24 protein-coding genes are annotated in these 24,931 nt (G+C 50.2%); 12 read left to right on the top strand and 12 right to left on the bottom strand.

Annotated features, from left to right (window positions below):
• Positions 1-54: 54 nt before the first annotated feature.
• Entirely contained in the window at positions 55-1,356 is a 1,302-nt protein-coding gene (locus ACYU87_RS19170; RefSeq protein WP_461135691.1) for an alpha/beta hydrolase family protein, read from the top strand.
• Between the two features lie 118 nt (positions 1,357-1,474).
• On the opposite strand, the gene ACYU87_RS19165 is transcribed toward ACYU87_RS19170, so the two are convergent.
• Positions 1,475-2,497 carry a ScyD/ScyE family protein gene (locus ACYU87_RS19165; protein WP_461135690.1) on the bottom strand — a complete coding sequence of 341 codons (1,023 nt, stop codon included), beginning with the start codon at positions 2,495-2,497 and terminating at the stop codon, positions 1,475-1,477.
• A 359-nt stretch (positions 2,498-2,856) separates the two neighbouring features.
• Here ACYU87_RS19165 and ACYU87_RS19160 point away from each other — a divergent pair, with 359 nt between their 5' ends.
• From ACYU87_RS19160 to ACYU87_RS19150, 3 genes are all read left to right on the top strand, one after another.
• Positions 2,857-3,702, top strand: coding sequence for a sugar phosphate isomerase/epimerase family protein (locus ACYU87_RS19160; RefSeq protein ID WP_461135689.1), 846 nt, complete (start codon positions 2,857-2,859; stop codon positions 3,700-3,702).
• A gap of 158 nt (positions 3,703-3,860) precedes the next feature.
• Entirely contained in the window at positions 3,861-4,676 is an 816-nt protein-coding gene (locus ACYU87_RS19155; protein WP_461135688.1) for an MbnP family protein, read from the top strand.
• Positions 4,673-5,788 (top strand): cytochrome-c peroxidase, encoded by a 1,116-nt coding sequence (locus ACYU87_RS19150; RefSeq protein ID WP_461135687.1) that lies wholly within the window; start codon positions 4,673-4,675, stop codon positions 5,786-5,788. The genes ACYU87_RS19155 and ACYU87_RS19150 overlap by 4 nt, the downstream gene beginning before the upstream one ends.
• Here ACYU87_RS19150 and ACYU87_RS19145 read toward each other — a convergent pair.
• The 3 genes from ACYU87_RS19145 to ACYU87_RS19135 form a co-directional block, all read right to left on the bottom strand.
• Positions 5,785-6,165 (bottom strand): MerC domain-containing protein, encoded by a 381-nt coding sequence (locus ACYU87_RS19145; protein WP_461135686.1) that lies wholly within the window; start codon positions 6,163-6,165, stop codon positions 5,785-5,787. The genes ACYU87_RS19150 and ACYU87_RS19145 overlap by 4 nt on opposite strands.
• Before the next feature lie 153 nt (positions 6,166-6,318).
• Positions 6,319-7,020 (bottom strand): TapB family protein, encoded by a 702-nt coding sequence (locus ACYU87_RS19140; protein ID WP_461135685.1) that lies wholly within the window; start codon positions 7,018-7,020, stop codon positions 6,319-6,321.
• A 111-nt stretch (positions 7,021-7,131) separates the two neighbouring features.
• On the bottom strand, positions 7,132-8,007 hold the full coding sequence (locus tag ACYU87_RS19135) for a geranylgeranylglycerol-phosphate geranylgeranyltransferase (RefSeq protein WP_461135684.1): 876 nt from the start codon (positions 8,005-8,007) through the stop codon (positions 7,132-7,134).
• Positions 8,008-8,177: 170 nt separating this feature from the next.
• On the opposite strand from ACYU87_RS19135, the gene bshA reads away from it, so the two are divergent.
• From bshA to ACYU87_RS19120, 3 genes are all read left to right on the top strand, one after another.
• The gene (gene bshA / locus ACYU87_RS19130; RefSeq protein WP_461135683.1) at positions 8,178-9,317 is read left to right on the top strand and encodes an N-acetyl-alpha-D-glucosaminyl L-malate synthase BshA; all 1,140 of its coding nucleotides are present in this window, start codon (positions 8,178-8,180) and stop codon (positions 9,315-9,317) included.
• A 79-nt stretch (positions 9,318-9,396) separates the two neighbouring features.
• A complete protein-coding gene (locus tag ACYU87_RS19125) occupies positions 9,397-10,734 on the top strand; it encodes an NAD(P)/FAD-dependent oxidoreductase (RefSeq protein ID WP_461135682.1) in 1,338 nt (445 codons plus the stop codon).
• 93 nt (positions 10,735-10,827) lie between these two features.
• Positions 10,828-11,475, top strand: a complete 648-nt coding sequence (locus tag ACYU87_RS19120; protein ID WP_461135681.1) for a sterol desaturase family protein — start codon at positions 10,828-10,830, stop codon at positions 11,473-11,475.
• A gap of 178 nt (positions 11,476-11,653) precedes the next feature.
• Here the strand turns inward: ACYU87_RS19120 and ACYU87_RS19115 are convergent, their stop codons facing one another.
• Both ACYU87_RS19115 and ACYU87_RS19110 read right to left on the bottom strand, forming a co-directional pair.
• Positions 11,654-11,980 carry a nucleotide pyrophosphohydrolase gene (locus ACYU87_RS19115; protein WP_461135680.1) on the bottom strand — a complete coding sequence of 109 codons (327 nt, stop codon included), beginning with the start codon at positions 11,978-11,980 and terminating at the stop codon, positions 11,654-11,656.
• A gap of 105 nt (positions 11,981-12,085) precedes the next feature.
• A complete protein-coding gene (locus ACYU87_RS19110) occupies positions 12,086-13,321 on the bottom strand; it encodes a M16 family metallopeptidase (RefSeq protein ID WP_461135679.1) in 1,236 nt (411 codons plus the stop codon).
• A gap of 27 nt (positions 13,322-13,348) precedes the next feature.
• On the opposite strand from ACYU87_RS19110, the gene ACYU87_RS19105 reads away from it, so the two are divergent.
• Together ACYU87_RS19105 and ACYU87_RS19100 are read left to right on the top strand one after the other, a co-directional pair.
• Entirely contained in the window at positions 13,349-14,374 is a 1,026-nt protein-coding gene (locus ACYU87_RS19105; protein ID WP_461135678.1) for a glycosyltransferase family 9 protein, read from the top strand.
• Positions 14,375-14,725: 351 nt separating this feature from the next.
• Positions 14,726-15,865, top strand: a complete 1,140-nt coding sequence (locus ACYU87_RS19100) for a pyridoxal phosphate-dependent aminotransferase (RefSeq protein WP_461135677.1) — start codon at positions 14,726-14,728, stop codon at positions 15,863-15,865.
• 296 nt (positions 15,866-16,161) lie between these two features.
• Here the strand turns inward: ACYU87_RS19100 and ACYU87_RS19095 are convergent, their stop codons facing one another.
• The 4 genes from ACYU87_RS19095 to ACYU87_RS19080 all read right to left on the bottom strand — a co-directional run bounded on the left by ACYU87_RS19095 (position 16,162) and on the right by ACYU87_RS19080 (position 19,458).
• Entirely contained in the window at positions 16,162-17,163 is a 1,002-nt protein-coding gene (locus ACYU87_RS19095) for a DUF4249 family protein (protein WP_461135740.1), read from the bottom strand.
• Complete coding sequence (locus ACYU87_RS19090; protein WP_461135676.1) at positions 17,164-17,475, bottom strand: hypothetical protein; 312 nt, start codon at positions 17,473-17,475, stop codon at positions 17,164-17,166.
• Positions 17,476-17,661: 186 nt separating this feature from the next.
• Positions 17,662-18,078: a hypothetical protein gene (locus ACYU87_RS19085; RefSeq protein ID WP_461135675.1), complete on the bottom strand. Its 417-nt coding sequence runs from the start codon at positions 18,076-18,078 to the stop codon at positions 17,662-17,664.
• 135 nt (positions 18,079-18,213) lie between these two features.
• Positions 18,214-19,458: an MFS transporter gene (locus ACYU87_RS19080; RefSeq protein WP_461135674.1), complete on the bottom strand. Its 1,245-nt coding sequence runs from the start codon at positions 19,456-19,458 to the stop codon at positions 18,214-18,216.
• Positions 19,459-19,663: 205 nt separating this feature from the next.
• Between ACYU87_RS19080 and aroB the strand changes: the two genes are divergently transcribed.
• Together aroB and ACYU87_RS19070 are read left to right on the top strand one after the other, a co-directional pair.
• Complete coding sequence (gene aroB, locus ACYU87_RS19075; protein WP_461135673.1) at positions 19,664-20,701, top strand: 3-dehydroquinate synthase; 1,038 nt, start codon at positions 19,664-19,666, stop codon at positions 20,699-20,701.
• Positions 20,702-20,824: 123 nt separating this feature from the next.
• Positions 20,825-21,358, top strand: coding sequence for a DUF4136 domain-containing protein (locus ACYU87_RS19070; RefSeq protein WP_461135672.1), 534 nt, complete (start codon positions 20,825-20,827; stop codon positions 21,356-21,358).
• A gap of 82 nt (positions 21,359-21,440) precedes the next feature.
• Here the strand turns inward: ACYU87_RS19070 and gldA are convergent, their stop codons facing one another.
• Positions 21,441-22,358, bottom strand: coding sequence for a gliding motility-associated ABC transporter ATP-binding subunit GldA (gldA, locus tag ACYU87_RS19065; RefSeq protein ID WP_461135671.1), 918 nt, complete (start codon positions 22,356-22,358; stop codon positions 21,441-21,443).
• Positions 22,359-22,502: 144 nt separating this feature from the next.
• Between gldA and ACYU87_RS19060 the strand changes: the two genes are divergently transcribed.
• The gene (locus ACYU87_RS19060; RefSeq protein ID WP_461135670.1) at positions 22,503-24,179 is read left to right on the top strand and encodes an amino acid permease; all 1,677 of its coding nucleotides are present in this window, start codon (positions 22,503-22,505) and stop codon (positions 24,177-24,179) included.
• 17 nt (positions 24,180-24,196) lie between these two features.
• Here ACYU87_RS19060 and ACYU87_RS19055 read toward each other — a convergent pair whose 3' ends face one another.
• Positions 24,197-24,928 (bottom strand): class I SAM-dependent methyltransferase, encoded by a 732-nt coding sequence (locus ACYU87_RS19055; RefSeq protein WP_461135669.1) that lies wholly within the window; start codon positions 24,926-24,928, stop codon positions 24,197-24,199.
• Between the last annotated feature and the right edge of the window lie 3 nt (positions 24,929-24,931).

Genomic DNA, 24,931 nt, shown 5'->3' with positions numbered 1-24,931 from the left:
GACTTCAGAAAGTTTGAGATAGCTTTACAAGCAACATTCCTAATCCTGTATTCTGTGAAATTAGCGTCTATTCGTTACCTGTTTTTGCTGCTCTTTGTGCTGGGAGTAGCCTGCCCGACCATTGCCCAGACGCCCGACAATGCATTCGTTACTGGTGACCCGTTGCCCAACTCACCCGATCTATCGGCTCGCGGAACCTATGGTGTCGGGGTAAGAACCCTGAAGCTGATGCATAAAGACCAGGTTGATGTGCTTCATACAAAAGACGGTAAACATCCGCTCTACGACCGTCCGCTAACGGTTGAAGTCTGGTATCCGGCCCGTATGGCGGCCAGCAAACCCGCGATAGTTACGTACGAATCCGTGCTGGGCCGTTCCAATGACCCCAAGCGTCCGCTTATTCCGTTCACGTTTAGAGGACGGGCCAGTCGCGATGCCGAGCCAGATCCTAGTGGCGGGGCCTATCCGCTGGTCATTGTTTCGCACGGCTACCTGGGCTCACGGCTGCTGCTCACCTACTTGACGGAAAATCTGGCCTCGAAGGGGTACGTCGTTGTGGCCATCGACCATACCGAATCGACCTATAGTGATGCCGCCGGGTTTCCGAGTACGTTGCTGAATCGGGCACTCGATGATCTGTTTGTGTTGAATGAAATGGCCCGGCTAAGTGCCAAGTCCAGCAATATGTTTCTGGCCGGTTTGCTGACCGCCGATAACACGGCACTGGTTGGCTACTCGATGGGTGGTTATGGGGCGCTCAATGCAGTGGGGGCGGGTTACAGCCCGCAGGCGGTTAAGATGTTTGGTCAGCTTTCGGGTGGTAGTACTGCGCTTGACGTTCGGGCGATGGACTCACCCGCGTATAAAGCCTCGCTGGACCCTCGTATCAAGGCTGTTGTTGCCTTTGCGCCCTGGGGCATGGAGCGGGGCGTCTGGGATGCTGCCGGACTGGCGGGACTAACCCTGCCTACGCTGTTTGTGGCGGGTAGTAAAGACGATGTGTCGGGCTACGAGAAAGGTATAAAAGCCATTTATGATGGCGCTGTCAATGCAGATCGTTACCTGCTTACTTACGTAAATGCCCGACACAATGTAGCCCCGAACCCGCCACCAATGGCTTCGCTACAGCCCGGCGTATCGCCGGATGAGTACATGCACTATGCTGAACCCGCCTGGAATGAACACCGGATCAATAACATAAACCAGCACTTCGTAACCGCCTTTCTGGGAATGCATCTGAAAAAGATGGACTATGCGAAGTACCTGAACCTTCCCGAAACCGACGCTGGTGGCCCCTGGACGGGTTTCAAACCCCGAATGTCGGTCGGGCTGGAAATGCGCCACGCAAAGCCGTAGGTTTTTTTGACGAACATAGAGGCCCGAAGAACATAGAGAAATAAAATGTTGATTTATCCTCTGTCTTCTTCAGGTCTCTGTGTTTAAACGATGGTCTTATTTCTACATATAGACTCGCTTAAAACGTGACTTTTAGCAAGGCACCGTCGCCCAGGCTGGTTATGTAAGCCGTGTGACCGTTGCTTACTTTTAAGTCGGTTGGTAGATTCAGTTTGTCGAGCAAAATAGTGCTGTCCGTTCCATTGGCCCGCAATAGACGACCCGTATTCTGGGCGAAACCTGTAGCGCCAAAAGCTGCAAATTCGAGTACCAGCGGTTTGCCGTTACCATCGTTCTCCACGTCAACTAAACTGTTGAACGTCTGCTGATAAACGCTGAGTTTTCCAGCCATATCCATCTGATAAACAATGGCCTTGCCAGCAGGAAACGGAAAGCCCAGCAGCGTACTGATCAGAAACTGGTGGCCATCGTAGGTGATCCCCGTAGGTACCGACTGAATAAAGGGGGGACCAGGAGGAGGGCCCGCTGGATTCGGGTTGACAATACCCGGTACTTCGGCTACTACGCTTAACTCGCCGGTTTTCGACCGTCGAATGATGGCATTCGCGGCAGCATCGGCAATGTACAGCGCACCGTCCGGCCCAAGCGTTAAATTGTAGATGTGTGATTCGCCGGTATCGTTTGTAAACGTATGGTCGATGACAAATTTTCGGATATCTTCGGGTACGAGGCTGGAAGCGGCTACGGGGGGCGTCATATCCGTTTTATACGATGCGAGGTCGAACGTATAAAGTCCTTTGGGGGTCAAGAAATAGAGCATCCCATTGGCAACCAGCAAATGATCGACCGCATCCAGATCGCCCATAGTGTTAGTTTGTGAATAAATCCCGGTAACAATCGGATGTTTCTTACCATCCTGGGTAATCTCCGATACGATGCCGTCATTGTTTCCGGTACCTTGCTCGGCAACAAAAACACGACCACTGGCATCCGTCTCTACACTAATAGGCGCAATCAGGCCTGTTGCCAGCGGGGCGACTGTGAAGACAGGGTCCGAAGGAGTGGGTATGCGATGATCCTGGCAACTCGTAATGAAAAGAAGGGCCACCAGACCACTGTACAGCATTACTTTGTGATTCATAACAACGAACGGATTGAGTGAAAAAGGAGTACGAAAGTTTTGGACAAAGAGAAGCCTACTGTTTTATCAGTCAGGAAGTTATGACAGGTAGGTGGCTCCCTGTATAAGTATTGAGGGAACGGCATAAATTACCGGACGAATAAATCAAACGGTATATCCAGGCTGAAGACACTATGATCTGACTGGTTAGAAGCACCGTAAAAAATGGCCTTGCTAAGGGTCTGTACTAAGTAGAAACAGCAACGAGTCTTCCTTACTGGTACGTGGCTCGGGTATGCCGATGCTGCCTGTCATACCTGACGCCTACCGATTAATTAGTTAGCTAACCAGTTCATTATTTTCTGTTTCTTCTTTTTGACATGATACGCAAAACCCTTTTGTTCATTCTATTTCTGGCTGGTTCATGGACTACGCAGGCCCAACCGTTCGGTAAACTCGTACAGAAAACGCCCGGTATCGTCTCTTACACCCTGCGCGACAGTTTCGGTAAGGACGTTCCTGGTACGTTAGATAAGATCAAAGCCTGGGGAATTACCGATATTGAGTTTTCGAGTCTCTTTGGCAAGACCGCTCCTGAACTCCGCGCCCTCCTCGATCAGCGCGGACTCAAATGCAGTAGTTACGGGGTGAGTTACGATGCCATTAATCAGAAAGCTGATTCGATCCTGCAAAACGCGCAGGCGCTGGGTGTTCAGTACATCCGGATCGGGTCGATACCGCACAAGACAGCCGCTACGCTGGAGATGATGAAGAGCGCTGCCGACGTATTCAATCGCTTTGGCAAGAAGGCGCACGAAAAAGGAATCATGTTCTGCTACCACAATCACGGATTCGAGTTTCAGCCCTACGAGAACGGTACGCTATTCGATTACCTGGTGAAGGAAACGAATCCCGAGTATGTGGGCTATGAAATGGACGTAACCTGGACTTATTTGCCGGGGCAGGACCCAGCCGCTCTGTTAGCCAAATATCCCAAACGGTTCCGGCTTATTCACCTGAAAGATGTTCAGAAGGGAGTGCCCCGTAGCGATAAAGGAAGCATGGCCAATGAACAATCTGTTGTGCTGGGGACGGGGCAAATCGACTGGCCTGCCGTCTTAAAAGCTGCTCGCAAAAGCTCCATTGCCCATTTCTACATTGAAGATGAAAGCAAAGCCGCCGAGCAACAGGTGCCGCAGAGCCTGGCCTACCTGAAGAGTTTATAAGTTATTGATTGAACGCGCCACCCAATTGGGTGGCGCGTTCGGTTGCCCAGATGCTAACAGAGATTTAATCGGGATGGCTGTATGATTTTGGGCTTCCCTTCGTTAGTAGTTTACGCGCCAGTCTGTTACTAAACGAACAGATAGCTACCGTACATGCTATGAAAAAGACCATTACTGTTGGATTGCTGGCTGGTATCGCTCTGGTGCTGGCCGTTTTTTCCTGCAACACCACCGACCCATCGGTAGGGCCGGTAACTACGGGTCGCCTGCGTGTTGCCTTCGATAATGTCGCTGGTTTATCTGATCTGGCCCTTAATTCGGGCACCTACCAGAATGCCGTCGGAGAATCCTTTACCGTTACCAAATTCAATTATTTTGTGAGCAACATCCGCCTGCGTAAAGACGATGGCAGCGATTATGTAGTGCCGCAGGATAGCAGCTATTTTCTGATTCAGGAAGATAAACCGACGTCACAAACGATTTCGTTAGCCAACGTTCCAGTCGGCAAGTACACCGGAATAACTTTTACCATTGGCGTCGATAGTCTGCGGAGTCTGGCCGACATCAGCAAGCGCACCGGTGTACTCGATCCCGGACTTAATGATGGTATGTATTGGGAATGGAATTCGGGCTATGTTTTTCTGAAACTGGAGGGTACATCGGCCGCGGCACCAGCTGCTCAGAGCAACGTATTTTACTACCATGTTGGCGGGTTCGGCGGGGGGTACGACGGTAAGAAAACAATTAATAACCTCCGTACCGTTACCATCCCGTTCAACACCGACGTAGCAACCGTGCAAACCAATGTGACGCCATTGGTACAGGTAAAAACCGATGTTCTGGCGCTGTTCAATGGGTCCACGAAGCTGAGTATCGCGCAGCATCCATCTGTCATGTTTGACACGTATTCCACCAATATTTCGGATAATTACGCCAAGATGTTTAGCTACGTCCGCGTGCAGACCAATCAATGACGCTTTTCGGCACCATATCGCTCAAACGGGTTGGCTTATTGGTCAGTACCTGCCTGTTTGTTCTGGCCATTGCCTGCCAGACGAACAAGGCTAATGAACCAGCGCCTGACCCTAACCCAACCGGGCCGGGGGGCGGTATTGTCTATCAAACTACCCCGGTAGCGTTTCGGAAGCCAGCCAATTTTCCGGATCCAGCCTACGATTTAAGCCGGAATCCACTCACCGTTGAAGGCGTAGCCCTCGGCAAAGCGTTGTTCTACGACCCCGCCCTTTCGCGCGATACGACCATTAGCTGTGGGTTCTGCCATCAGCAGTTTGCGGGCTTTGGCCACTCCGACCACCCGCTCAGTCACGGCATTGACGGTAAGTTCGGGACGAGGAATGTACCGGGTTTGCAGAATCTGGCCTGGAGTCGGGAATTCTTTTGGGATGGGGGTGTTACGAGCCTGGATGAACTGCCCATAACGCCGATCCAGAACCCGGTCGAGATGGATTTGAGATTTTCGGATGCCCTGAGCCGGGCGCAGAGAAGTGCAAAGTATCCGTCTATGTTCAAAGCGGCTTTTGGATCAGATACGGTCACGACGGCGCGGTTTCTGAAAGCTATTTCGCAGTTTTTACTGACCCTGGTTTCGGCCGATTCGCGCTACGATAAATACGTACGGAAAGAAGCTGGCGGGGAGCTGAGCACCGATGAATTGGCGGGATTGACATTATTCCAGCAGAAATGCGCGACCTGCCATGCCACCGATTTGTTTACCGACAAAAGTTACCGAAACAATGGGTTGCCCGTCAGCCAGGGCATAAACGATCAGGGGAGATACGCGATCACCCTGAGCGAAGCTGACCGGTTTAAGTTCAAGGTACCTAGTCTACGGAACGTAGAGAAGACATTTCCGTACATGCACGACGGTCGTTTTGCTACGCTGGACCAGGTTTTGGGGCATTACACAACAGGCGTTAAAGACAGCCCCTCCCTCGACCCGGCCCTGAAAGTTAATGGCCAGCTTGGCATTGCTTTGACCGATTCCGAAAAAAAGCAGGTGATCGCCTTCCTGCGCACGCTGACCGATGACACATTCATGAATAATCGGGCATTCAGCGCAAATTAGTGGGTATGATTCAGCTTGTGCTGCTTGATGTTAATCAGATGGGTGATGACCAAACCAGCAGATGCTGTGTAGGCCAGGTATTCGAAAAAAGGGGCTTCATCTTCCAGCAAAAGAGCAATTGTAAAGAGCGCTAAAAAGCCCCAAAGACTTTTCTTGATAACCGGAGCCGCGTAGTGCCGGGTAGCAAAATAAACGGCTACGATATTCACGCCAATAAACACGTAATCCAGACTCAAATAGCCAACACGGATGGTTGAGTTCTGAAAGACTGAACTGGTTAGCAGGAGGATAGGGGTGATCAGGCAGTGAATAATGCACAGCACTGAACCTGTTATGCCAATGTAATCCGCTTTTCTGGAGAGAGTATCTATCTTCATGAGCACGCACAAAAATACGATGCTTTGGGCAAACGTACTTCCTCTTAACTTACTTTTTTGCAACAAAGTTGCGTAAGCCAGCGCATAATGGGCGAATAGTGAGGTAATGTGCCTGGTATCTGCCTGTATACCCCTGCCCATTGCCCACGCCACTTAATTCACCTTTGTTAACAGCGAATAGCCCATCAGCTTACCGCCCTTGTTGTACGTTTCTGATTTTATATCGAACAGCTGATTGTCAGTGCGATAGCTGACAACGTGCATGGTGCTGCGAATAGGCATGCCCATAACTCTGTTTTCAATAGTTATATCTGATGTGATCTTGTAGGCATCGAACGTGCCTGCGGGGGTTGTGAGCGGAGCCTGGCTCGCTACCTGACGATTCGCCATAACCATGTTCATGGTCATCATGGTGTTGCCGTTCGTGTTCATCTCAACCTCCATCTGGCCATCGCTCAACTTTTGCCCTACACTCAGTTTTCCCGGATAAACGAGTTTGTTGGTTTTGAGCTTCATCTCCGTGTCTCTCATGCCATTGTTCTGCATTGCCTGCATCATGCCCGACATGTCGGCGATCAGTTCGTTGCCGGTACAGGTGTAATGGATGGTATAGGGTGGCCGTTGCTTTCCTCTTTCATCGTCTACCTGAGCCACAATGTCCATTACGGTCGAAGCCCCCTCTTTACGAACATCGTTGATCTGATAGTTGATTTTGCCAATGGGTTTATCTTTGGCATTAAACTGGCTCAGCTCGAAGCGCATTCCGGATTTAAAGGTCAGCCCCATGCAGGTCTGTGCCGCGCTTGTGCTCCACGCAACAACGACGAGGAGTAAGGGAAGAAATAAGGTTTTCATGTGAATAGTGATATGTTTATGCAAGGCAAGGTATGCAGGATGTAGTATATGTGGTGTAGGATATAGAGTGTACGGTATACGATATAGTCTATATCCTACAGCATACTGTCTTCACGCCCAGATCATGCTCAACACACCCATCAGCATAATAACTTTACAAAGGGTGCTGAGGTAACCGAAATCGTGCCGGGTATCGGCCAGAACGAGCCGGTAAGTGAGCCAGGCAACCGGGAAGAGAAGCAACCCGAAAATAAACGTAAGCCGACTATTATGGAGCGAGTTGGCAATGAGAGACAAACTCAGAACAAAAGCACCGATGAGTACGTACAATAGGTACTTGGTGCGTCGGAGGCCCCAGACGATGGGAATTGTCCGACAGCCAAAACGAGCGTCGCCCCGAATATCCTGCATGTCTTTGATGATCTCGCGAATGAGCGAGATGCCGAACGAAAACAAGGCATAGATCAGGAGCATAGCCGTGTTCTGACGATAATAAACGGCCAGCACGATAAACGACAGGGCGGTTAACAAAGAAATAACAACATTCCCGACGAGCGGCTGCCGCTTGAACTGCGCCGAATAAAACCATAACAACGTGACGGACACGACGTCAACCACAAAAACCCAGCGACTCAGGTAGAGCCCGATTAAACAGCCGACAACATTAAGGCCCTGGTGGACACTCATCGCCACCCGTCGTTTGAGGTAACGCCCTATGACTACCCGCTGGGGTTTATTGATCAGATCGATTTTTACATCAAAATAGTCATTGATAATATAACCGGCGGCCGCAATGCAAACCGTCGATAAGGCAAGCAGCCAGATTTTGGGGTCGGTCAGTGATTGAACCAGATTTGCTTTGTCGCCAATCAGAAACAGCCGCGCCAGAAACTGCGTCAGAACCACAATCAGCAGATTCTGCACGCGAATAAGTCGCAGAAAGCCGAATGTGAACGCCGAGAAAGGAATGGACTGCCGTGCAACCATGACTATTTTTATAGAACTACGTGATTTGAGAAGCCGAAAAGAGATGACGAAGGGGCGAGATAACAAAGAAACGACAAAACTACGTCATTTTGCTCTTCCCCCTTTCTTCTGCGCTTAGGGATTCTTTTTACTCCTGTTTGATGTTGAGAAACAAAATCGTTCTCTCACGCATGAAAATTGGCATTGTGTGCTACCCGACCTTTGGAGGCAGTGGCGTTGTCGCTACTGAACTTGGCAAGGGGTTGGCCAAAAGCGGCCATCAGATTCATTTTATTACCTACCAGCAGCCGCCCCGGCTCGATTTTTTTAACGAGAACGTCTTCTACCATGAGGTAAATATACCATCCTACCCGCTGTTTCAGTATGCCCCCTATGAATCAGCACTGGCTAGCGCTATGGTCAATGTGGTTATAAACGAAAACGTTGATTTACTGCATGTTCACTACGCTATTCCGCACGCATCGGCGGCCTACATGGCTAAAATGATCCTGCGGTCGCAGGGGCGTAACGTGCCGATTGTTACCACGTTGCACGGCACTGACATTACGCTGGTCGGGAAAGATGCTTCCTATGAACCCGTGGTTACGTTCAGCATCAACGAGTCGGATGGGGTAACGGCGGTATCGGAGAATCTGCGGCAGGATACGTATAAGCACTTTAACGTTCACCGGGAAATCGAGGTCATTCCCAATTTCATTGATCTGAGTCGGTTCAGACGGCAACAGAAAGACCATTTTAAGCGAGCCATCTGCCCAAACGGCGAAAAACTGATCGTGCACACATCGAACTTTCGGCGGGTAAAGCGCATCGACGATGCCGTCATGATGTTTCACTTTATTCAGCAGCAAACGCCCGCCAAGCTCCTGCTCGTCGGCGACGGTCCTGAACGGGCGCGTATCGAGCGGCTGGTGCGTGACCTGGGCATTTACGATCAGGTGCGTTTTCTGGGCAAGCTGGATGCGGTGGAAGAAGTGCTGTCGGTCGCTGATTTGTTTGTGATGCCCTCCGAAAATGAAAGTTTTGGTCTCGCGGCTCTGGAAGCCCTGGCTTGTGAAGTGCCCCTGATCACGTCGAACGCCGGTGGGTTACCCGAATTGAATATACAGGGCGTAACCGGCTTCATGAGCCCCGTGGGCGATGTGGACGATATGGTTAAGAATGCGCTCTACATTCTGGACGACGAACACCTGCCGACCTTCAAGGAAAACGCTTTGGCGCGCGCCAAGGAGTTTGAACTGTCGCGTATTTTGCCGCTCTACGAGGCCCATTATGAGCGTGTGCTGCAATCGGTTCAGCCGTTGGTATCCTGAAACTTAGTCTTAGGTTTACAGTTCTAAGTCTGCGGAGAAACTTCATAGACCAAGTACTGTAGATCGTAAACGAACACAAATGAATCCAAACATACCTCAAACAGACCGCAAGCGCGTTGTCGTTGTCGGTGCTGGTTTTGGTGGCCTAAGGTTAGCCCGCTACCTGTCGCGCCGGAAAGAGTTTCAGGTTGTACTGCTCAACAGACAGAATTATCACGAATTTCAGCCACTTTACTACCAGGTGGCTACGGCCGGGCTGGAGGCTAACTCTATTTTATTTCCCCTGCGTGCGGTGTTTGGCAACTGCCAGAACGTACACATTCGGGTTACCAACGTAACGGGTATTCGGCCGGCCGATAAGGCGGTTGATACCGAACTGGGACCGGTTACGTACGATTATCTGGTTATGGCAACGGGCGCTGATACCAACTTTTTCAATCAGCAGAACATCATCGAGAAAGCGTTGCCCATGAAGTCGGTGGCGGAGGCCATTGCCCTGCGCAACCGGATGCTCCAGAATTTCGAAGATGCGCTCAGCGTTGAAACCCTCGATGAACGGGAAGGCTTGATGGACGTGGTGGTGGTGGGTGGCGGCCCAACGGGCGTTGAGTTGTGCGGTACGCTGGCCGAAATGCGTAAAACGGTGCTGCCTGCCGATTACCCGGAACTGGATTTTAAAATGATGGATATTTACCTGATCGAATCCGGTGGCGAATTGTTAGGGCCTATGTCGGTGCAATCGCAGGAGCATTCGCTGGCGTATCTGCAAAAACTGGGCGTAAACGTCCGGCTGAATACACGGGTGAAGGATTTTGATGGCCGCGTGGTGACCATGAACGACGGCTCATCGCTCCGTACCAATAACCTTATCTGGGCGGCTGGTGTCAAAGCCAACCCACTGGCTGGTTTACCCCCGGACGTGATTGGTCGGGGCGGGCGGGTATTGGTCAACCGTTACAACCAGGTGCAGGGCTTTACGGATGTATTCGCCATCGGTGACGTGGCCCTTATGACCGAAGAGAAATGGCCAAACGGACACCCGCAGATTGCGCAGCCCGCCATCCAGCAAGGCAAGCACCTGGCAAAAAATATGGTTCACTGGGTGCGCAATGAGCAACCGGTAGAATTTACCTACCATGATCTGGGTACCATGGCGACCATTGGGCGCGGCCTGGCCGTGGTCGATTTGCCTTTTTTTAAGTTTCAGGGATTCTTTGCCTGGATAACCTGGTTATTTGTGCACCTGATGTCTATTGTCGGCGTTAAAAACCGGCTGGCTATTTTTCTGAACTGGATGTTTAACTACCTCACGTACAATAACTCATTGCGGCTCATCATCCGGCAGAAAATGCCCAAGGGCGATATGGCGGCCATGCAGGAAAAGCTTTCGGATCAGCTGGAAGTCAGCAAAACCTGAGTCCGATAGTAAATTTAGTTTACTACCTGACCGAAAACTTGATTTTCGTTTTATTTTTGTGTCATAATACTCTTTGTTAATTGTTATCTCTCTATGGAATCAACTACTGAAAAGCTACAAACCATGGCTGGCCACGGCAAAACCCGGCCTAGGAATACTGGTAGTAAAAAGCTGTTCGACAATCCGATTCTGGAAGCGCTATCACGGACACACATCATGGTGCCCATTTCAATGTGGTTGATCTTATCGGCGTTTCTGGGCTGGTATGCCTTTACCTATACGGATATGGGCACTGCAACCATTGCTACTTTATTTGCAACGGGTTTGCTGGTATTCTCTTTGTTTGAATACGTATTGCACCGGTATCTGTATCATCTGGCCCCATCGACACCCCAACGCGCCAAAATCCAGTACACGTTTCACGGTGTTCACCACGAATATCCGAAAGATAAAACCCGGCTGGCCATGCCTCCAGCGCTGGCTATCTTCGTTGCCGGTGCGTTCTTTGGCCTATTCTTCCTGATTATGGGTGAAGCGGCCTATGCATTTTTTCCAGGGTTTCTGGTAGGTTATTCAGGATACCTGGCCGTGCACTTTATCGTTCATGCCTACGCGCCACCGAAGAATTTCTTCAAAGTGTTATGGATCAATCACAGTGTGCACCACTACAAAAATCCAGAAAGTAATTACGGTGTGTCATCGCCGTTCTGGGATTACATTTTTGGTTCTTTCCAGAAGTAATTCAAATTTTTGATAGCGATAAAAAAGCCCACTGATAACTCAGCGGGCTTTTTTAATGTAATGTGGGCATGTCGTCCGCGCAGGTATGATCATCCATATGAATGCCGGGTAACGGATAATTTCTAACCCGTTCTTGCCTGCGATTAGCTGCTCGGTAAAGGCGAACAGGGTACCCCCGTTACGTTAGCTTCTCATTGTTCAGGTGCCGGGTAGCATCGCGGATATTTTTTTTGTCCAGATTTTTCTGAAACGCTTCGGTTAGGTCAACACCGGTCTGGTTCGCCAGGCAAATGAGCACCCAAAGTACATCGGCCAGTTCGTCGTCTAGGTCTTTGGTCTTATCCGATTCTTTTTCTGACTGCTCGCCGTAGCGTCGGGCAATGATGCGGGCTACTTCACCAACTTCTTCCGTCAGTTGAGCCATGTTGGTCAGTTCGTTGAAATAACGAACACCCACCGTTTTGATCCAGTCGTCAACAGTGCTTTGCGCGTCTTTAATGGTCATGGGATTTCGGTATACAGTTTACGGTTTACAGTTTTTGGTCTACGGTAGGCTGACGCATGATGTGTTCGCGTCAGCCTACCGTAGACCAAAAACCGTAAACCATCCCTATTTCTCGGGTACGAATGTCAGATAGCTGAATTGATTTTCGTCAAAGACCTCCTGAGCGAGCGTTTGTAACTGCTCGGCTGTCACCGATTTTATATCGTTGAAAATATCGTTCAGCGCTTCAACCCGGTCAATATCGAGCAAACTTTTCGCCATCATCAGCATAAAGCTGTTGTTGCTTTCCTCGGCCATGGCCAACTGCCCGATTAGCTGTTCTTTAGTCTGATGCAGTTGCAGGGTTGTGAGCGGTTGCTCGCGCAGCCGTTTCAGCTCCTTTATAATGAGTGCCTGGGCTTTATCGACTTTTCGGGGGTCGGTACCGAAGTAGATACCCAGAAAACCCGTGTCCAGGTAAGGCGTGTAGCTGGCATCGATGGAGTAAACCAGACCATATTTTTCGCGGAGATTCAGGTTCAGCCGGGAGTTCATGCCGGGGCCACCCAGTAAATTGACCAGCATGAAAAACGGCAACCGCTTCGGATCCGTCAGGCCATAGGCGGGTCGTCCGAGCGCACACTGCGCCTGGGTGATGGGCCGCTCTACTTTGGTTTGGCGCGGTACGTAAGCCGTGGGCTTGTTCCGCTGGCGGGCCGAGTGCTGAGCCGGTACATCCCGGAAATACTTCTCGGCTACTTTTATCACCTGGCTGAAAGGCAACTTACTTACCGACGCAAAGACAATCCGGCTGGTGTCGTAATTCTCGGCAATAAACTGCTGAAGGTCTTCACGTTTGAACGAGCCGACGGTTTCAGTTGTGCCGAGAATATTGCCGCCCAGGGCGTGGTTTGGAAAGACCAGTTCATCGAAATCATCCTGAATCGCATCTTCGGGGGAGTCGTAATACATGGCCATTTCTTCAAGAATGACGCCACGCTCCCGCTCGATTTGTTTTTCAGGAAAAATTGAATGGAATGTGATATCTGCCAATAACTCCGTAGCTTTCTCGAAATGCGCGTCCAGAACAGACGCGTGAAAGCACACTTTTTCTTTCGTCGTGTAGGCGTTCAGTTCGCCCCCAACGGTTTCTAAGCGAGTAATGATATGGTAGGATTTTCGTTTCTCCGTACCTTTGAAAGCCATATGCTCCCAGAAATGGGCCAATCCCTGCTGATGTGGTTGTTCGTCGCGGCTGCCGATGTCGAGCATAATGCCACAGTGGGCAATTTGCGTGTAGGGCATTTGTTTATGCGCAATCCGAATTCCGTTGGGTAAAGTATAAACTTCGTAATCTTCCATTCTTAGCTTTTACGCATTGAGCGTACAATGATAACCGCTACCAATCCGCCCCGGTTCCTGATTATTCAAACCGCTTTCATCGGTGATGTGATCCTGGCTACGGCCATGCTTGAACAGATACATGAAGCCTATCCAACCGCCGTACTGGATATGCTGGTGCGCAAAGGTAATGAGGGTTTGCTGGCTAATCACCCCTTTCTGAACGAAGTCCTGATTTGGGATAAAAAGGGAGCCGGGGGTATGTTTGCCAAATACCGGGATTTTTGGCGGCTGCTCAACATCATTCGCCCCCGCCAGTACGACGCCGTACTGAACCTGCAACGATACGGTACGATGGGCTTGCTGACGATTTTGTCGGAAGCTAAGAAAACGATAGGGTTTGATAAGAATCCCTTTGCCCGGTTTTTTACATATCAGGTCGACCATCGGTTTGAGCCGGGTGTACACGAAGTAGATCGCAACGCGGGTTTGCTGAGGGCATTGGGCATAACCGGCGGGTTTGTGCGTCGCCCCAGACTGTATCCGTCCCCCGCTGATTATACGGCTATCAAACAGCATCAGAACCAGCCTTACATCTGTATCGCGCCTATGTCGGTCTGGTTTACCAAGCAATACCCACCCCAGCGCTGGGTCGAACTGATTCGGGCGTTGCCCAGTGGCAACCGGGTTTACCTGTTGGGGGCCCCATCCGATGCATCGGCCTGTGAAGCCATCAAAACGCTGGCGGGCTCCAGGGTGGATGTACTGAGCCTGGCTGGTCAGTTAAGCCTGTTGCAATCGGCGGCATTGCAGCAGGGAGCCATCATGAATTACGTAAATGATTCGGCTCCACTTCATTTGTGTTCGGCCATGAATGCCCCCACAACGGCGGTCTTTTGCTCAACGGTTCCCGAATTTGGTTTTGGCCCTTTGGCTGATACATCGCGGGTGGTACAAGCGCCGGAAGTACTTGATTGCAAGCCCTGCAATCTGCACGGTCGATCCCATTGTCCGTTAGGGCATTTCCGCTGCGCCTGGGGTATTCAGACCGAGGAACTAGCCCAATTGAATTAGCTGTACCCACAGAGTCAACATGTATTTTCGGCGTTTTTCTACGCGGAATCGCTGACGTGTGGGCACACTTACGCTTGCATCAACGATTTGTTTCAAACGATTCACATCATTTATAGAAAAGTATTTATATTTTATTTTGATAAAATTGGTTTGTGGGAGTTTTTTAGGTTAATGTAGTTTATAATGCAGAATATTATTTGACTAGATTCATTAATTGGCATATATTTGACTTGTTGATTGACGTTGTACGACAAAACCGCTGCTCCACGGCTCACCTGCCTTTTTCGCGAGCTGTTCCTTAATCAGTAGTCTCTTTTTTATTTATTGATGCAGTAAACTATACTTTCTGCTATGTCTATCAATCGTCGTGACTGGCTACGGGCCAGTATGTTGTCTGGTCTGGGTTTGGCGGCTGCTCCGGCGGCCTTCTGCGAATCAGAATCCGAAATGCCCAGGGGATACGTGGTTCCGAAAGGAGGACTGAAAGCCCGCTTGTCAGCCAACGAAAACCCGTATGGCCCGTCGCCCAAAGCATTAAAGGCCATTACGGAGGCTGCACCCGATGGCTACCTCTACGCGATGGAATACGCAAAGCAATTTCGGAAACTGGTTGCCGACACGGAAGGCGTTCCGGAGGAGTACGTGCTGCTGGGTGCCGGATCGGGCGAATTGCTGACCGCAGCTTCACTTTGGGCGGCTTATCGCCCCAATGCCGGACGGACGATCGTTGCGCCCGATCCGACGTTTGATGCTTTGCCAAGAACGGCCGTCAAACACGGCATCACGATGGACCGCGTTCCGCTCGTGGCTGCCGATGGCTACGACATCAACCTGAACAAACTGAATGAACGCGTTGGCAGCCAGACCGGCATGGTTTATTTGTGTAACCCCAACAACCCAACCGCGATTACGGTTGACCCGGCCAAACTGCGGGCCTTCTGCGAAGCGGTAGGGGCCAAGACGCCAATTCTGGTCGATGAAGCCTACATTGACTACACGCCCGATCCAAAAGCCTACACCATGGTTGATATGGTGAAAAAGGGCAGCAACGTCATTATCACGAAAACGTTCTCCAAAGTACACGGCTTTGCGGGCTTGCGGACGGGTTATATGATTGCCAAACCCGAGTTGTTGGAGCAGATCAGCAAGTTTGCCACGGGAGGTGGCTCCCTGAGCATGACAACACTTCGGGCGGCTATGGTCAGTTTGCAGGACAAAGACTTTATCAAATACTCGCTGGGCAAAGCGCAGGAGTCGAAAGATTACCTGTACGGTGTTTTGAAACAGCATAATTACGAACCGCTGCCATCGGGAGCTAACTTTGTCATGTTCCCGATTCGGATGAAGGGCGAAGATTTCGTCAGCCGTATGCTGGATCAGGGCGTAAGTATCCGTCAATGGAAATTCGACGGGCAGTACTGGTGCCGCGTTAGCCTGGGTACAATGCCTCAAATGCAGGCCTTCGCCGATGGCTTAAAGTTGGTTTCGTAGAGATGAATTTATATGGCCAAAAGCAAAAGTCTGTATAAGAAATGGCGACCTCATGAGGTCGCCATTTCTTATACAGACTTTTGTAACTATCTATCTGAGCAACGCTTCCGTTTTGCTAAAAAAACAAAATGGTTGTCCTGTACAATAGACAGCTATATAGTACATTTCCATTGTGAGTTGTATAACTACACTTATGTTATGTGAGATTTCTTAGAAAGAAGGTGGAGTAAATAGAGGTAAAAACCCGCTGAAAAACCTTGTTTTCTTATACTTGACTGACCACATAAAAGCTTCAATTAATCCCGCCATCCCTCGGGTTTGTAAGGCGTTCGACTATCACTGGATACACAAACTGCGGTTGGTGGACGCGATGGGCCACCTGATATGCGCACATTAGGAGGGGGAAAAGTAGGTTCGGGATTAGGTTGGCGAAGATTAAGGGCATAGAATAACTCCGCACCCAGTGCGCTCGAGGGCCCATTGGGGTCAGTAGCACCCATTGGCAAACCAGTAGCATCTTTGCGATCTAACCAGTACCGAAAGCTGGAAACCGCCGAGGCTGTGAAATAGCCTACTACTGCTTCGACCGCTGAACCCATTCTCTTAATGTTTCCAGCCAGAGCGGTCGGGGGCGAATCGGCTATTCCTCCCGTTTTCTGAGTTTGATCTTGAAACAGTTTATAATACCGATAAGCCTCGGGAGTTAAAGAAGTCTGTCGTAGTTCGAATAAGCAAGGCTCATGGGTATAGAAGGGAATCTGGGCTACCGGGCGGCCTACAATCAATCCGCCATTGCTGTACTGATCGTCGAAAACATTGATTTCGTAGTTGTGCAATATCTCCCAGCACTGGGTTCGACAGGGATAATCATACACATAGAGACGATCTTCAACTAGCGGTTGCTCCAAATCACCAGTTGGTACCGGCACAAAGCAATCTTCATACAGATCGCTTCCCGAAACGTAGGACGACCCATCGGGACCACGTTTGTACACATGAGGAAGTATGTTATTGACGGCGTATGCTCCCTGCTGGCAGGAGCGACACCAATGCTGCTTCTCATACAGGTTCCAATCCCATCGATAATAGTTGTGTTGCTCAACTGGGTCTTGAACGTCGACAAACAAGTCATGGCCCGCTCTATAGTAGCCATTGATAGCAACCGTTTGGGGAAGACTCTGGCGATTGAAGCGGGCACTCATCTGCTTAATAGCTGGTACGGATAGCATGACTTGTTGAGCAGATAGATAGCGGCTACCGTCGCTGAGGGTAAACCGTAATTGATAAGCGTGGCCAATTTATCCTTTAAAATCAGTAGGTAATTGATATGACCCATCTATTGTTTCGTGGCAGGCGATCACCTGTGTTGAATCAACAATGACCTCCACTGAAGCTTTAGTGATAGGTATGGAACCGAATCGACCCGTAAGCCGGTCGGCTTGAGAGCGGTTTATCCGGATAATCTGGGGTTCGGCTAAGTTGGTCAAGGCACCATCAACAACGAGGATATCATTGGTGCCCCGCAAGAATATATCTTCAGGATCAACGCAAGCCATTGGCAAGGTGCCAACTAACAAACAAACAAAAAGGAGGACCGTTATTGAGCGCATGGATAGCCTAAGTTGAGTGGGATTAAAACCACCTAATCAGGCCAATTTACTCGCATAGCGCGCTAAGGGTAATTATAAATATAGCAAGCTTAATGAGAGGTTGAAACTTGTTGTATAATTGGCCTTACCGTTAATCTCAACGATCTACAGCGTTGGCGGCATAACCAATACTGTAGATCGGTCTTATTATTTCCTGGTTGGAGTAGGCGGAAGTGTTCCTGCTGCCGAATAACGGAGTTTCATTTTGTAATCTTCACCAGGCATCCGAATCAGGTGCCTTTCAGTCACAGCCAAAGCTTTTACCGCTACCGTCGAATAAGCACTGGCGCCCGTCTCCCTGTCTCGGACAAAGACAATGTATTCGGCTTCCTGAGCGGGCACGAGCAAAACGTCCGATGCATTATTTGGCGGAACGGCGCCTGGCGTGGTTAGACCCCAGGCGTAATTGTATTTGCCAGATCCACCGATGGCTTTGGCCTGAATAAGTTGCTTGCCCGTAGTGGCATCACCACTAACCTCGGTAGTGACTTTAATTTGAGCCAATAACGTAGTCGAGCTGATCAGGCCCCCAAGGACCAGAAGGGTACGCATTGAATATTTCATGGTGTAACGAGTTTAGAAAGGTAAAGCTGCAAAAGAGAAATTCTTCTGTTGGCTAATCAATGTTAAATTAAATAAATATAATACAATTTAATAGGTAAAAAATAAAATCCAAGACCGCTCAATCGCTACTCGTTCTCACGCCTTAATCGTTACAGGTTTGGTTGGGTCGATGCGCAGCCAGAGCAAGGCGCTAACCAACAGGCAACCCGCGATCATAAACAGAGGATAACTGAAGTTATTGGTGTGCTTGACGATGATGCCGAACAGAATGGTGATGAAGAAACCGCCTAACTGTCCGGCGAAATTCATGGCGCCCGTTACCGAACCGGCGTTGCGCTGCCCAATGTCTACACAAACCGCAAACGCAACGGGTAAGGCAAGATCTTTCGCCAATACGCAGATCGCCAGAAAATAACCGGCGGTCTCATTGTCGGTCGTGATGCCGGCCAGCAGGAAAAACAGACTTGATAGGCCAAGTCCACCGACACCCACCGCCCGACGACCTATTTTTAGTCCGTATCGTTTGGTCAGTATGTCGCTCAGGACACCACCGACCAGACAACCAACTGCGCCCAGGAAATAGGAAAGGGAAATAAAGTTCTTTGTTTGATCTTCGGTCATGCCGCGCCCTTCCTGAAAATAAACCGACGACCAGTTTGTAAAGAAATAAGAGCCGTAAAAAAACAGGTGACACATGAGCATGAGCGCCCACAAATCAGGGTTGCGAATAATGGTTTTCCAGGGAATAAGGTGATCGGACGATTTGATTTTCCGGCCCCGCTCAATCTCCCGAACCTCGGCGAGACTTATGCTCTCCTGAGCCGCCGGTTCGTCGCGAAACCAAGCATACCACCCAATGGCCCAAATTACGCCCAGTAAACCCAGTGCTGCGAAGGCCCAGCGCCAGCCCGCCCAATGTACCAGCGGAATCACCAGCAATGGCGTCAAGGCTCCGCCCAGCCGTCCGGCGGCCCAAATCACCGATTGCGCCCGCCCCACTTCAACCGCCGGAAACCAGCGGGCAATAACAATGGACGAATTGGGGTACGCCCCCGCTTCTCCGGCACCAAACAGGAATCGAACGACGAGCAGATAAATGAAATTGAACGCTGTACCCGTCAGCATCGTAAAGCCGGACCACCATACTACGACCCGGGTCAGCACGCGCCGGGGGCCAATTTTGTCGCCGAGGGAGCCCGTGGGTATTTCAAAAAGAGCGTAGGCTAGCGAGAATGCACCAAGAATCCAGCCAAACTGTTCATTATCAAGATGAAGATCGGCTTTTACATATTTGCTGACTACGTTCATGCAAACGCGGTCGAGATAGGTAATGGTAGACAGGAGAAATAAGCCCGCAAGAACGCGATAGCGAACTTTCATAAGGTTTAGGATAAGAAGATAGGAAACAGGTGTCGGGTAAAGATAAGTTTGGCGGATGAAAAAACAACAAAGGCTACTGATGGCTAGCGGTTTGACCCACACAGATAGCCCTGGGTTTACCGCTTTTTAACGAGTCTGCTGTCAGCCAGGAAAAAATAAACAGGATGGCCTTCCTCCCAATCGTTGACCGATGTACTTTTACAGTATGTCAACCGTAACGATTGCTCCACTTGCCGAAAGCCTTCCTGCTTTCCTCGATTCCTACGATTTTTCGGCCATTGCCGTCCTGGCCGACAACCATACGTTCCGATTCTGCTACCCTGAGGTAAAAGCACTGCTGCCTAAGCATACGCTGATCCGGATCAAGTCTGGTGAAGAACAGAAACACCTGGCTACCTGCGAAATGATCTGGGATGCGCTGACACGGGCCAACTTCGATCGTCATGCGCTGGTACTCAATTTGGGTGGAGGAGTCATCGGTGATATGGGTGGCTTCTGCGCGGCTACCTACAAGCGCGGCATTGCCTTTGCTCAACTGCCCACTACCTTACTTTCTCAGGTCGATGCCAGCGTAGGCGGCAAACTTGGTATCGACTTCCGGGGCTTTAAAAACCACATCGGGGTGTTTCAGCAACCCAACGCTGTGCTTATTGATACGACCTTTCTGGCAACGCTGCCGGAGCGCGAACTTCGGTCGGGTTTTGCCGAAATTATCAAACACTGCCTTATTGCCGATGCTGCCATGTGGGATGAAATACGCCGTCGCGATCTGGACGAGCAGGACTGGACGGCTCTGGTCGCCCATTCGGTAGCGGTCAAGCAGCGCGTGGTTGAACAGGACCCTACGGAGAAAGGGCTCCGCAAGATTCTCAATTTCGGCCATACGCTGGGCCATGCCGTTGAGACGCACTACCTGATGCAGCCCCGGAAGCGGCTTTTGCACGGCGAGGCTATTGCCGTTGGGATGATTGCCGAGGCTTTTATTGCCTGCCAGAAAAAGATGATCGACCAAACGCTGCTGACGCAAATCGAAGAGTACGTATTTGCCGTATATGGAAATGTCCGGTTGGTGGATGAAGACATTGAGCCCGTTTTAGCCTTGACCCTGCAGGACAAGAAAAACCGGGGGCGCGATGTTCGAATGTCTCTGCTTGATGGGCCCGGAAGCTGTGCGTTCGATATACCGGTTACCGCTACGGAAATGCGCAAAGGACTGGAGTTCTACCGGGGTCTGAACAAGTAGTTGAAATCTGGCGTATTCTATTGTTTAAGAAACAATTACGTCTATATTTGGGTTCGAAAAATTAGTATCACCACGATCTATTAAATACCAATTATCTATTGAAAACTCTTTACAAACGGTAGTATGAAAAAGTGCATCGGGATTTTGTTTACCTTGGCTGTTGTCGTTATGGCAGGCTGTTCGCCGAGTCGGTTATTTGTAGAACATGACTACAGTTACGAGGGCCACTTTAAAAACTACGAATCGTTTAATTTTCTGGAATGCGAATTCGTTGATTCAACGCTTCTCTGCTCGGATATTCAGGACGCTATTCGGCACCAGATGGAGGCTCGCGGCTATCGGGTCAGCAACCGGAGCCCCAACTTATTGATCTCCTACAACATATTCCGGTCCGACCTGCGCTTCCGGGGGTATCAGCAGCCTGTCATCAAAGACTGGGTTGTTCGCGAAGACGACGAAGCGACCTACAAACGTATTGATTATAACCTCGACGAAGGCACGTTGATGATTTCTCTAATCGACGCGGAATCTTACCAAGTCATCTGGAAAGGCTATGCGTCAAAAATGATGCGCAACCAGAACTTCAAGAATAACTACTTTAAAGGCATTGTCCGGTCCATATTCGACCAGTACCCATTGATGGCTACCGTTAAGTAGATAGCACGGTGGTGCGGCATTCCGCCATCCTGTCTGTTGTGTAAAGTGATTAATTCTTTATACAGCGAACAGGATGGCGGCTTTATTTTGTCAATTCTTTAAAAATCCCTTCCAGCGAATTTTCCTGCTGACGAAGGCCGACTAAGGTCAGGTTCTGATCGGCGGCAAGCCGGAATATGGCACCCCTCAGGTCTGTTTTCGATGAGGCCGTGATTCGGTACTGTCCTTGCTCGATCGGCTCTACCTGTTCAACGCCCGGTAAGGAGTTCAGTAGGGTTGGGTTGGTCAGATTGCTTTCGAACTCGGCGACAACAACAATGCGCTCACCTGCCGACGCGCTTCTGAGCTGGCTCAACGGTTGGTCGACGACAATTTTTCCCCGATTAATAATAATGACCCGGTCGCAGATGGCTTCGACTTCCTGCATGATGTGGGTCGAAAACAAGACAGTTTTGTCGCGACCCGTGTCGCGGATAACCTGCCTGATTTCGGCCAGCTGATTTGGATCGAGGCCCGTTGTTGGTTCATCCAGGATCAATACGGGTGGATTGTGCAGTAAGGCCTGCGCCAGACCAACCCGTTGCCGGTACCCTTTTGACAGTTGCCCGATACGCTTGTGTTGTTCTCTGCCCAATCCTACCAGGTCAATGATTTCGGTAATACGCTGGCTCAGGAATGAGCCACGCATGTTGTGCAACGCGCCGGCAAACCGAAGGTACTCTTTAACGTACAGGTCCAGGTAAAGCGGGTTGTGTTCGGGTAGGTAACCAACACTCCGGCGCACATCCATCGGTTGCGTCTGAACATCGAATCCGTTTACTTCCACCGTGCCGTTGGTAGGGGAGAGGTACCCCGTCGCTATCTTCATGGTCGTAGATTTTCCCGCTCCGTTAGGTCCCAGAAAACCGACAATTTCGCCCGGTTGCACGGTAAACGAAATCTGATCGACAGCTCGTTGGTGGTTATACTCTTTTGTAAGATGCTGGACTCGGATCGACATAGTAACGGTTGACTGATACGTGATAAACGACGGATAATGCAGGACTGGCATGTGCACTATCTGAATCTAACCTACAAAAAACCGGAAAGAATTTCTATTTTTATCGGTTTAACATCAATAGACATCGTTTTCGTTAACTAGCTTATGTCCCTTTTACGCAAAAAAACCGTAACCCAAATCCTGAGTGATGCCGCCGAGGGTGAGTCAAGTAAGCTGGTGAAGACGCTGGGCGTCCGCGATTTAACCTCATTCGGCATTGCAGCAATCATAGGGGCCGGTATTTTCAGCACCATTGGCTTGGCAAGTTATAACGGTGGACCGGCCGTATCGCTCCTGTTTGTGTTTACGGCTATTGCCTGTGTCTTTACGGCCCTGAGCTACGCGCAGTTTGCCAGTACCGTTCCCGTGAGTGGTAGTGCCTACACCTATGCGTATGTGGCGTTCGGCGAAATTTTTGCGTGGATCATTGGCTGGGCACTCATCCTCGAATATGCCGTCAGCAACATGGTGGTGGCTATTTCCTGGTCAGAATATTTTACCTCCATGCTTAGCGGATTTGGTATTCCGTTTCCCAAATATTTTGCTACCGATTATGGTTCTGCGTCGCGTGCGTTCGATCTGGTGCAACAGGCCAAACAGGCTAGTACGGCATTAACAACAATTCCTGAGAATACACGATTGCTGGCCGACGCCTACGCCAATGCACCCGTTGTGGGCAACATTCACCTGATTGCCAACCTGCCTGCCGGAGCGATAACCGTCCTGATCACAGCCCTTGTATACATTGGCATTAAGGAGTCGCGGACGGCGAGCAACATCCTGGTGGTACTCAAGCTGGCAGTAATCGGGCTGGTTATCGGCGTCGGAGCGTTTTACGTAAAACCGGCGAATTGGTCACCGTTTGCGCCCAATGGGGTATCGGGCGTACTGAGTGGCGTGGCTTCCGTGTTTTTTGCCTTCATTGGCTTCGATTCCATTTCCACCACGGCCGAAGAGTGCAAAAATCCCCAGCGCGATCTGCCGCGTGCCATGCTCTACTGCCTGGGCATCTGCACCGTTCTTTATGTGCTGATTACACTGGTCCTGACGGGTATGGTTAATTACAAGGAGCTGGGTGTCAGTGATCCGCTGGCGTACGTATTCCAGAAAGTAAACCTTGATTTTGTAGCAGGCGTGATTTCGGTGAGTGCCGTTGTGGCCATTACCAGTGCGTTGCTGGTGTATCAGCTTGGGCAGCCGCGTATCTGGATGACCATGAGCCGGGACGGCTTACTCTGGAAACGTTTTTCCCGGATTCATCCTAAGTACAAAACTCCGTCTTTTGCTACCATTGTAACGGGTTTTCTGGTCGCTGTTCCGTCGTTGTTTATGGACCTCAAATTCTTCGTTGATCTAACCAGCGTCGGAACATTTTTCGCGTTCATTCTGGTCTGTGCCGGTATCTTATTTCTGGATGCTAAAGGACTGACGGCGCAGTCGAAATTCAAAGTGCCCTACATTAACGGTAAATACATCATCGGGGTCGTTTTGCTGGCCGTACTGGCCTATGCCCTTACGAAAGGTTCACCAATACAGACGCTGGAAAGCAAGCCACTATTAATTGTTTTCTGGGGCGTATGGGCCGTGTTAGCCGTGCAGGGATTCCGGTATAATTTCTCGCTGCTTCCGGTTATTGGTGTACTGACGAATCTCTACCTGATGACCGAACTGGGATCGAGCAACTGGCAGATTTTTGGCATCTGGCTGGTTATCGGTCTGATTATTTATTTTTCGTACGGTTTCCGGAAAAGCAAACTGGCGCAGCAGGAACGTGCCTTGTAAACACGGACTTGCCGTACTTACTTTCCAAAAAACATAATGTGCTGTTGGGGCAGTCGGTCGTCGTTTTTGAGAAGTTTCAGGCCGATGGCGTTCATTTCTTTGCTGGCCTGCTTCACGCTTAGTTTGTGAAGTTCTTTAATGGGTACACTGGGGTCTTCGGCCCGGTACTCGACCAGAACGATACGACCTCCCGGCTTCAGTGCTGATGCAATATGTTTCATCATCTCGCGCGGGTACGAGAATTCGTGGTAAGCGTCGATCAGAATAGCCATGTCGATACTGTTCGCGGATAGTTTAGGATCAGATTCGGTACCCAGTACGGGTTGCACATTATTGATTTTGCGCTTAGCCTTTCCTTCATTCAGATACTCGATCATTTCGGGTTGAATATCGACCGCAAGTACGTTGCCTTTGGGTAGTTTAGGCGCCATCAGAAAGGTAAAGAAACCGGTTCCGGCCCCAATGTCGGCTACAACATCGGTTGGCTTTAACGATAACGCGTTTAGCAGTAAGTCGGTACGCTCTTCCTGTTCACGTTCCGGGCGTTCGAGCCACGATGCACCCAGGTGACCCATGACCTGGGCAATCTCGCGGCCCTGATATACTTTGCCGATTCCGTCACGGCTGGCGCTCCTGATTTGATAAACCGTGGCTGAATCGGCGGGAAGCGAGGTGGCTGCCTGTTGTTGAGAGGCTCCCCGACAGCAGGCAAAAAGCAGGGCGAAAAACAAAACCAGAAGACGATGCATACG

This window comes from Spirosoma lituiforme (assembly GCF_054776635.1).
The sequence above is the reverse complement of the archived record's forward strand: the minus strand, read 5'-3'. Positions and strand labels throughout refer to the sequence as shown.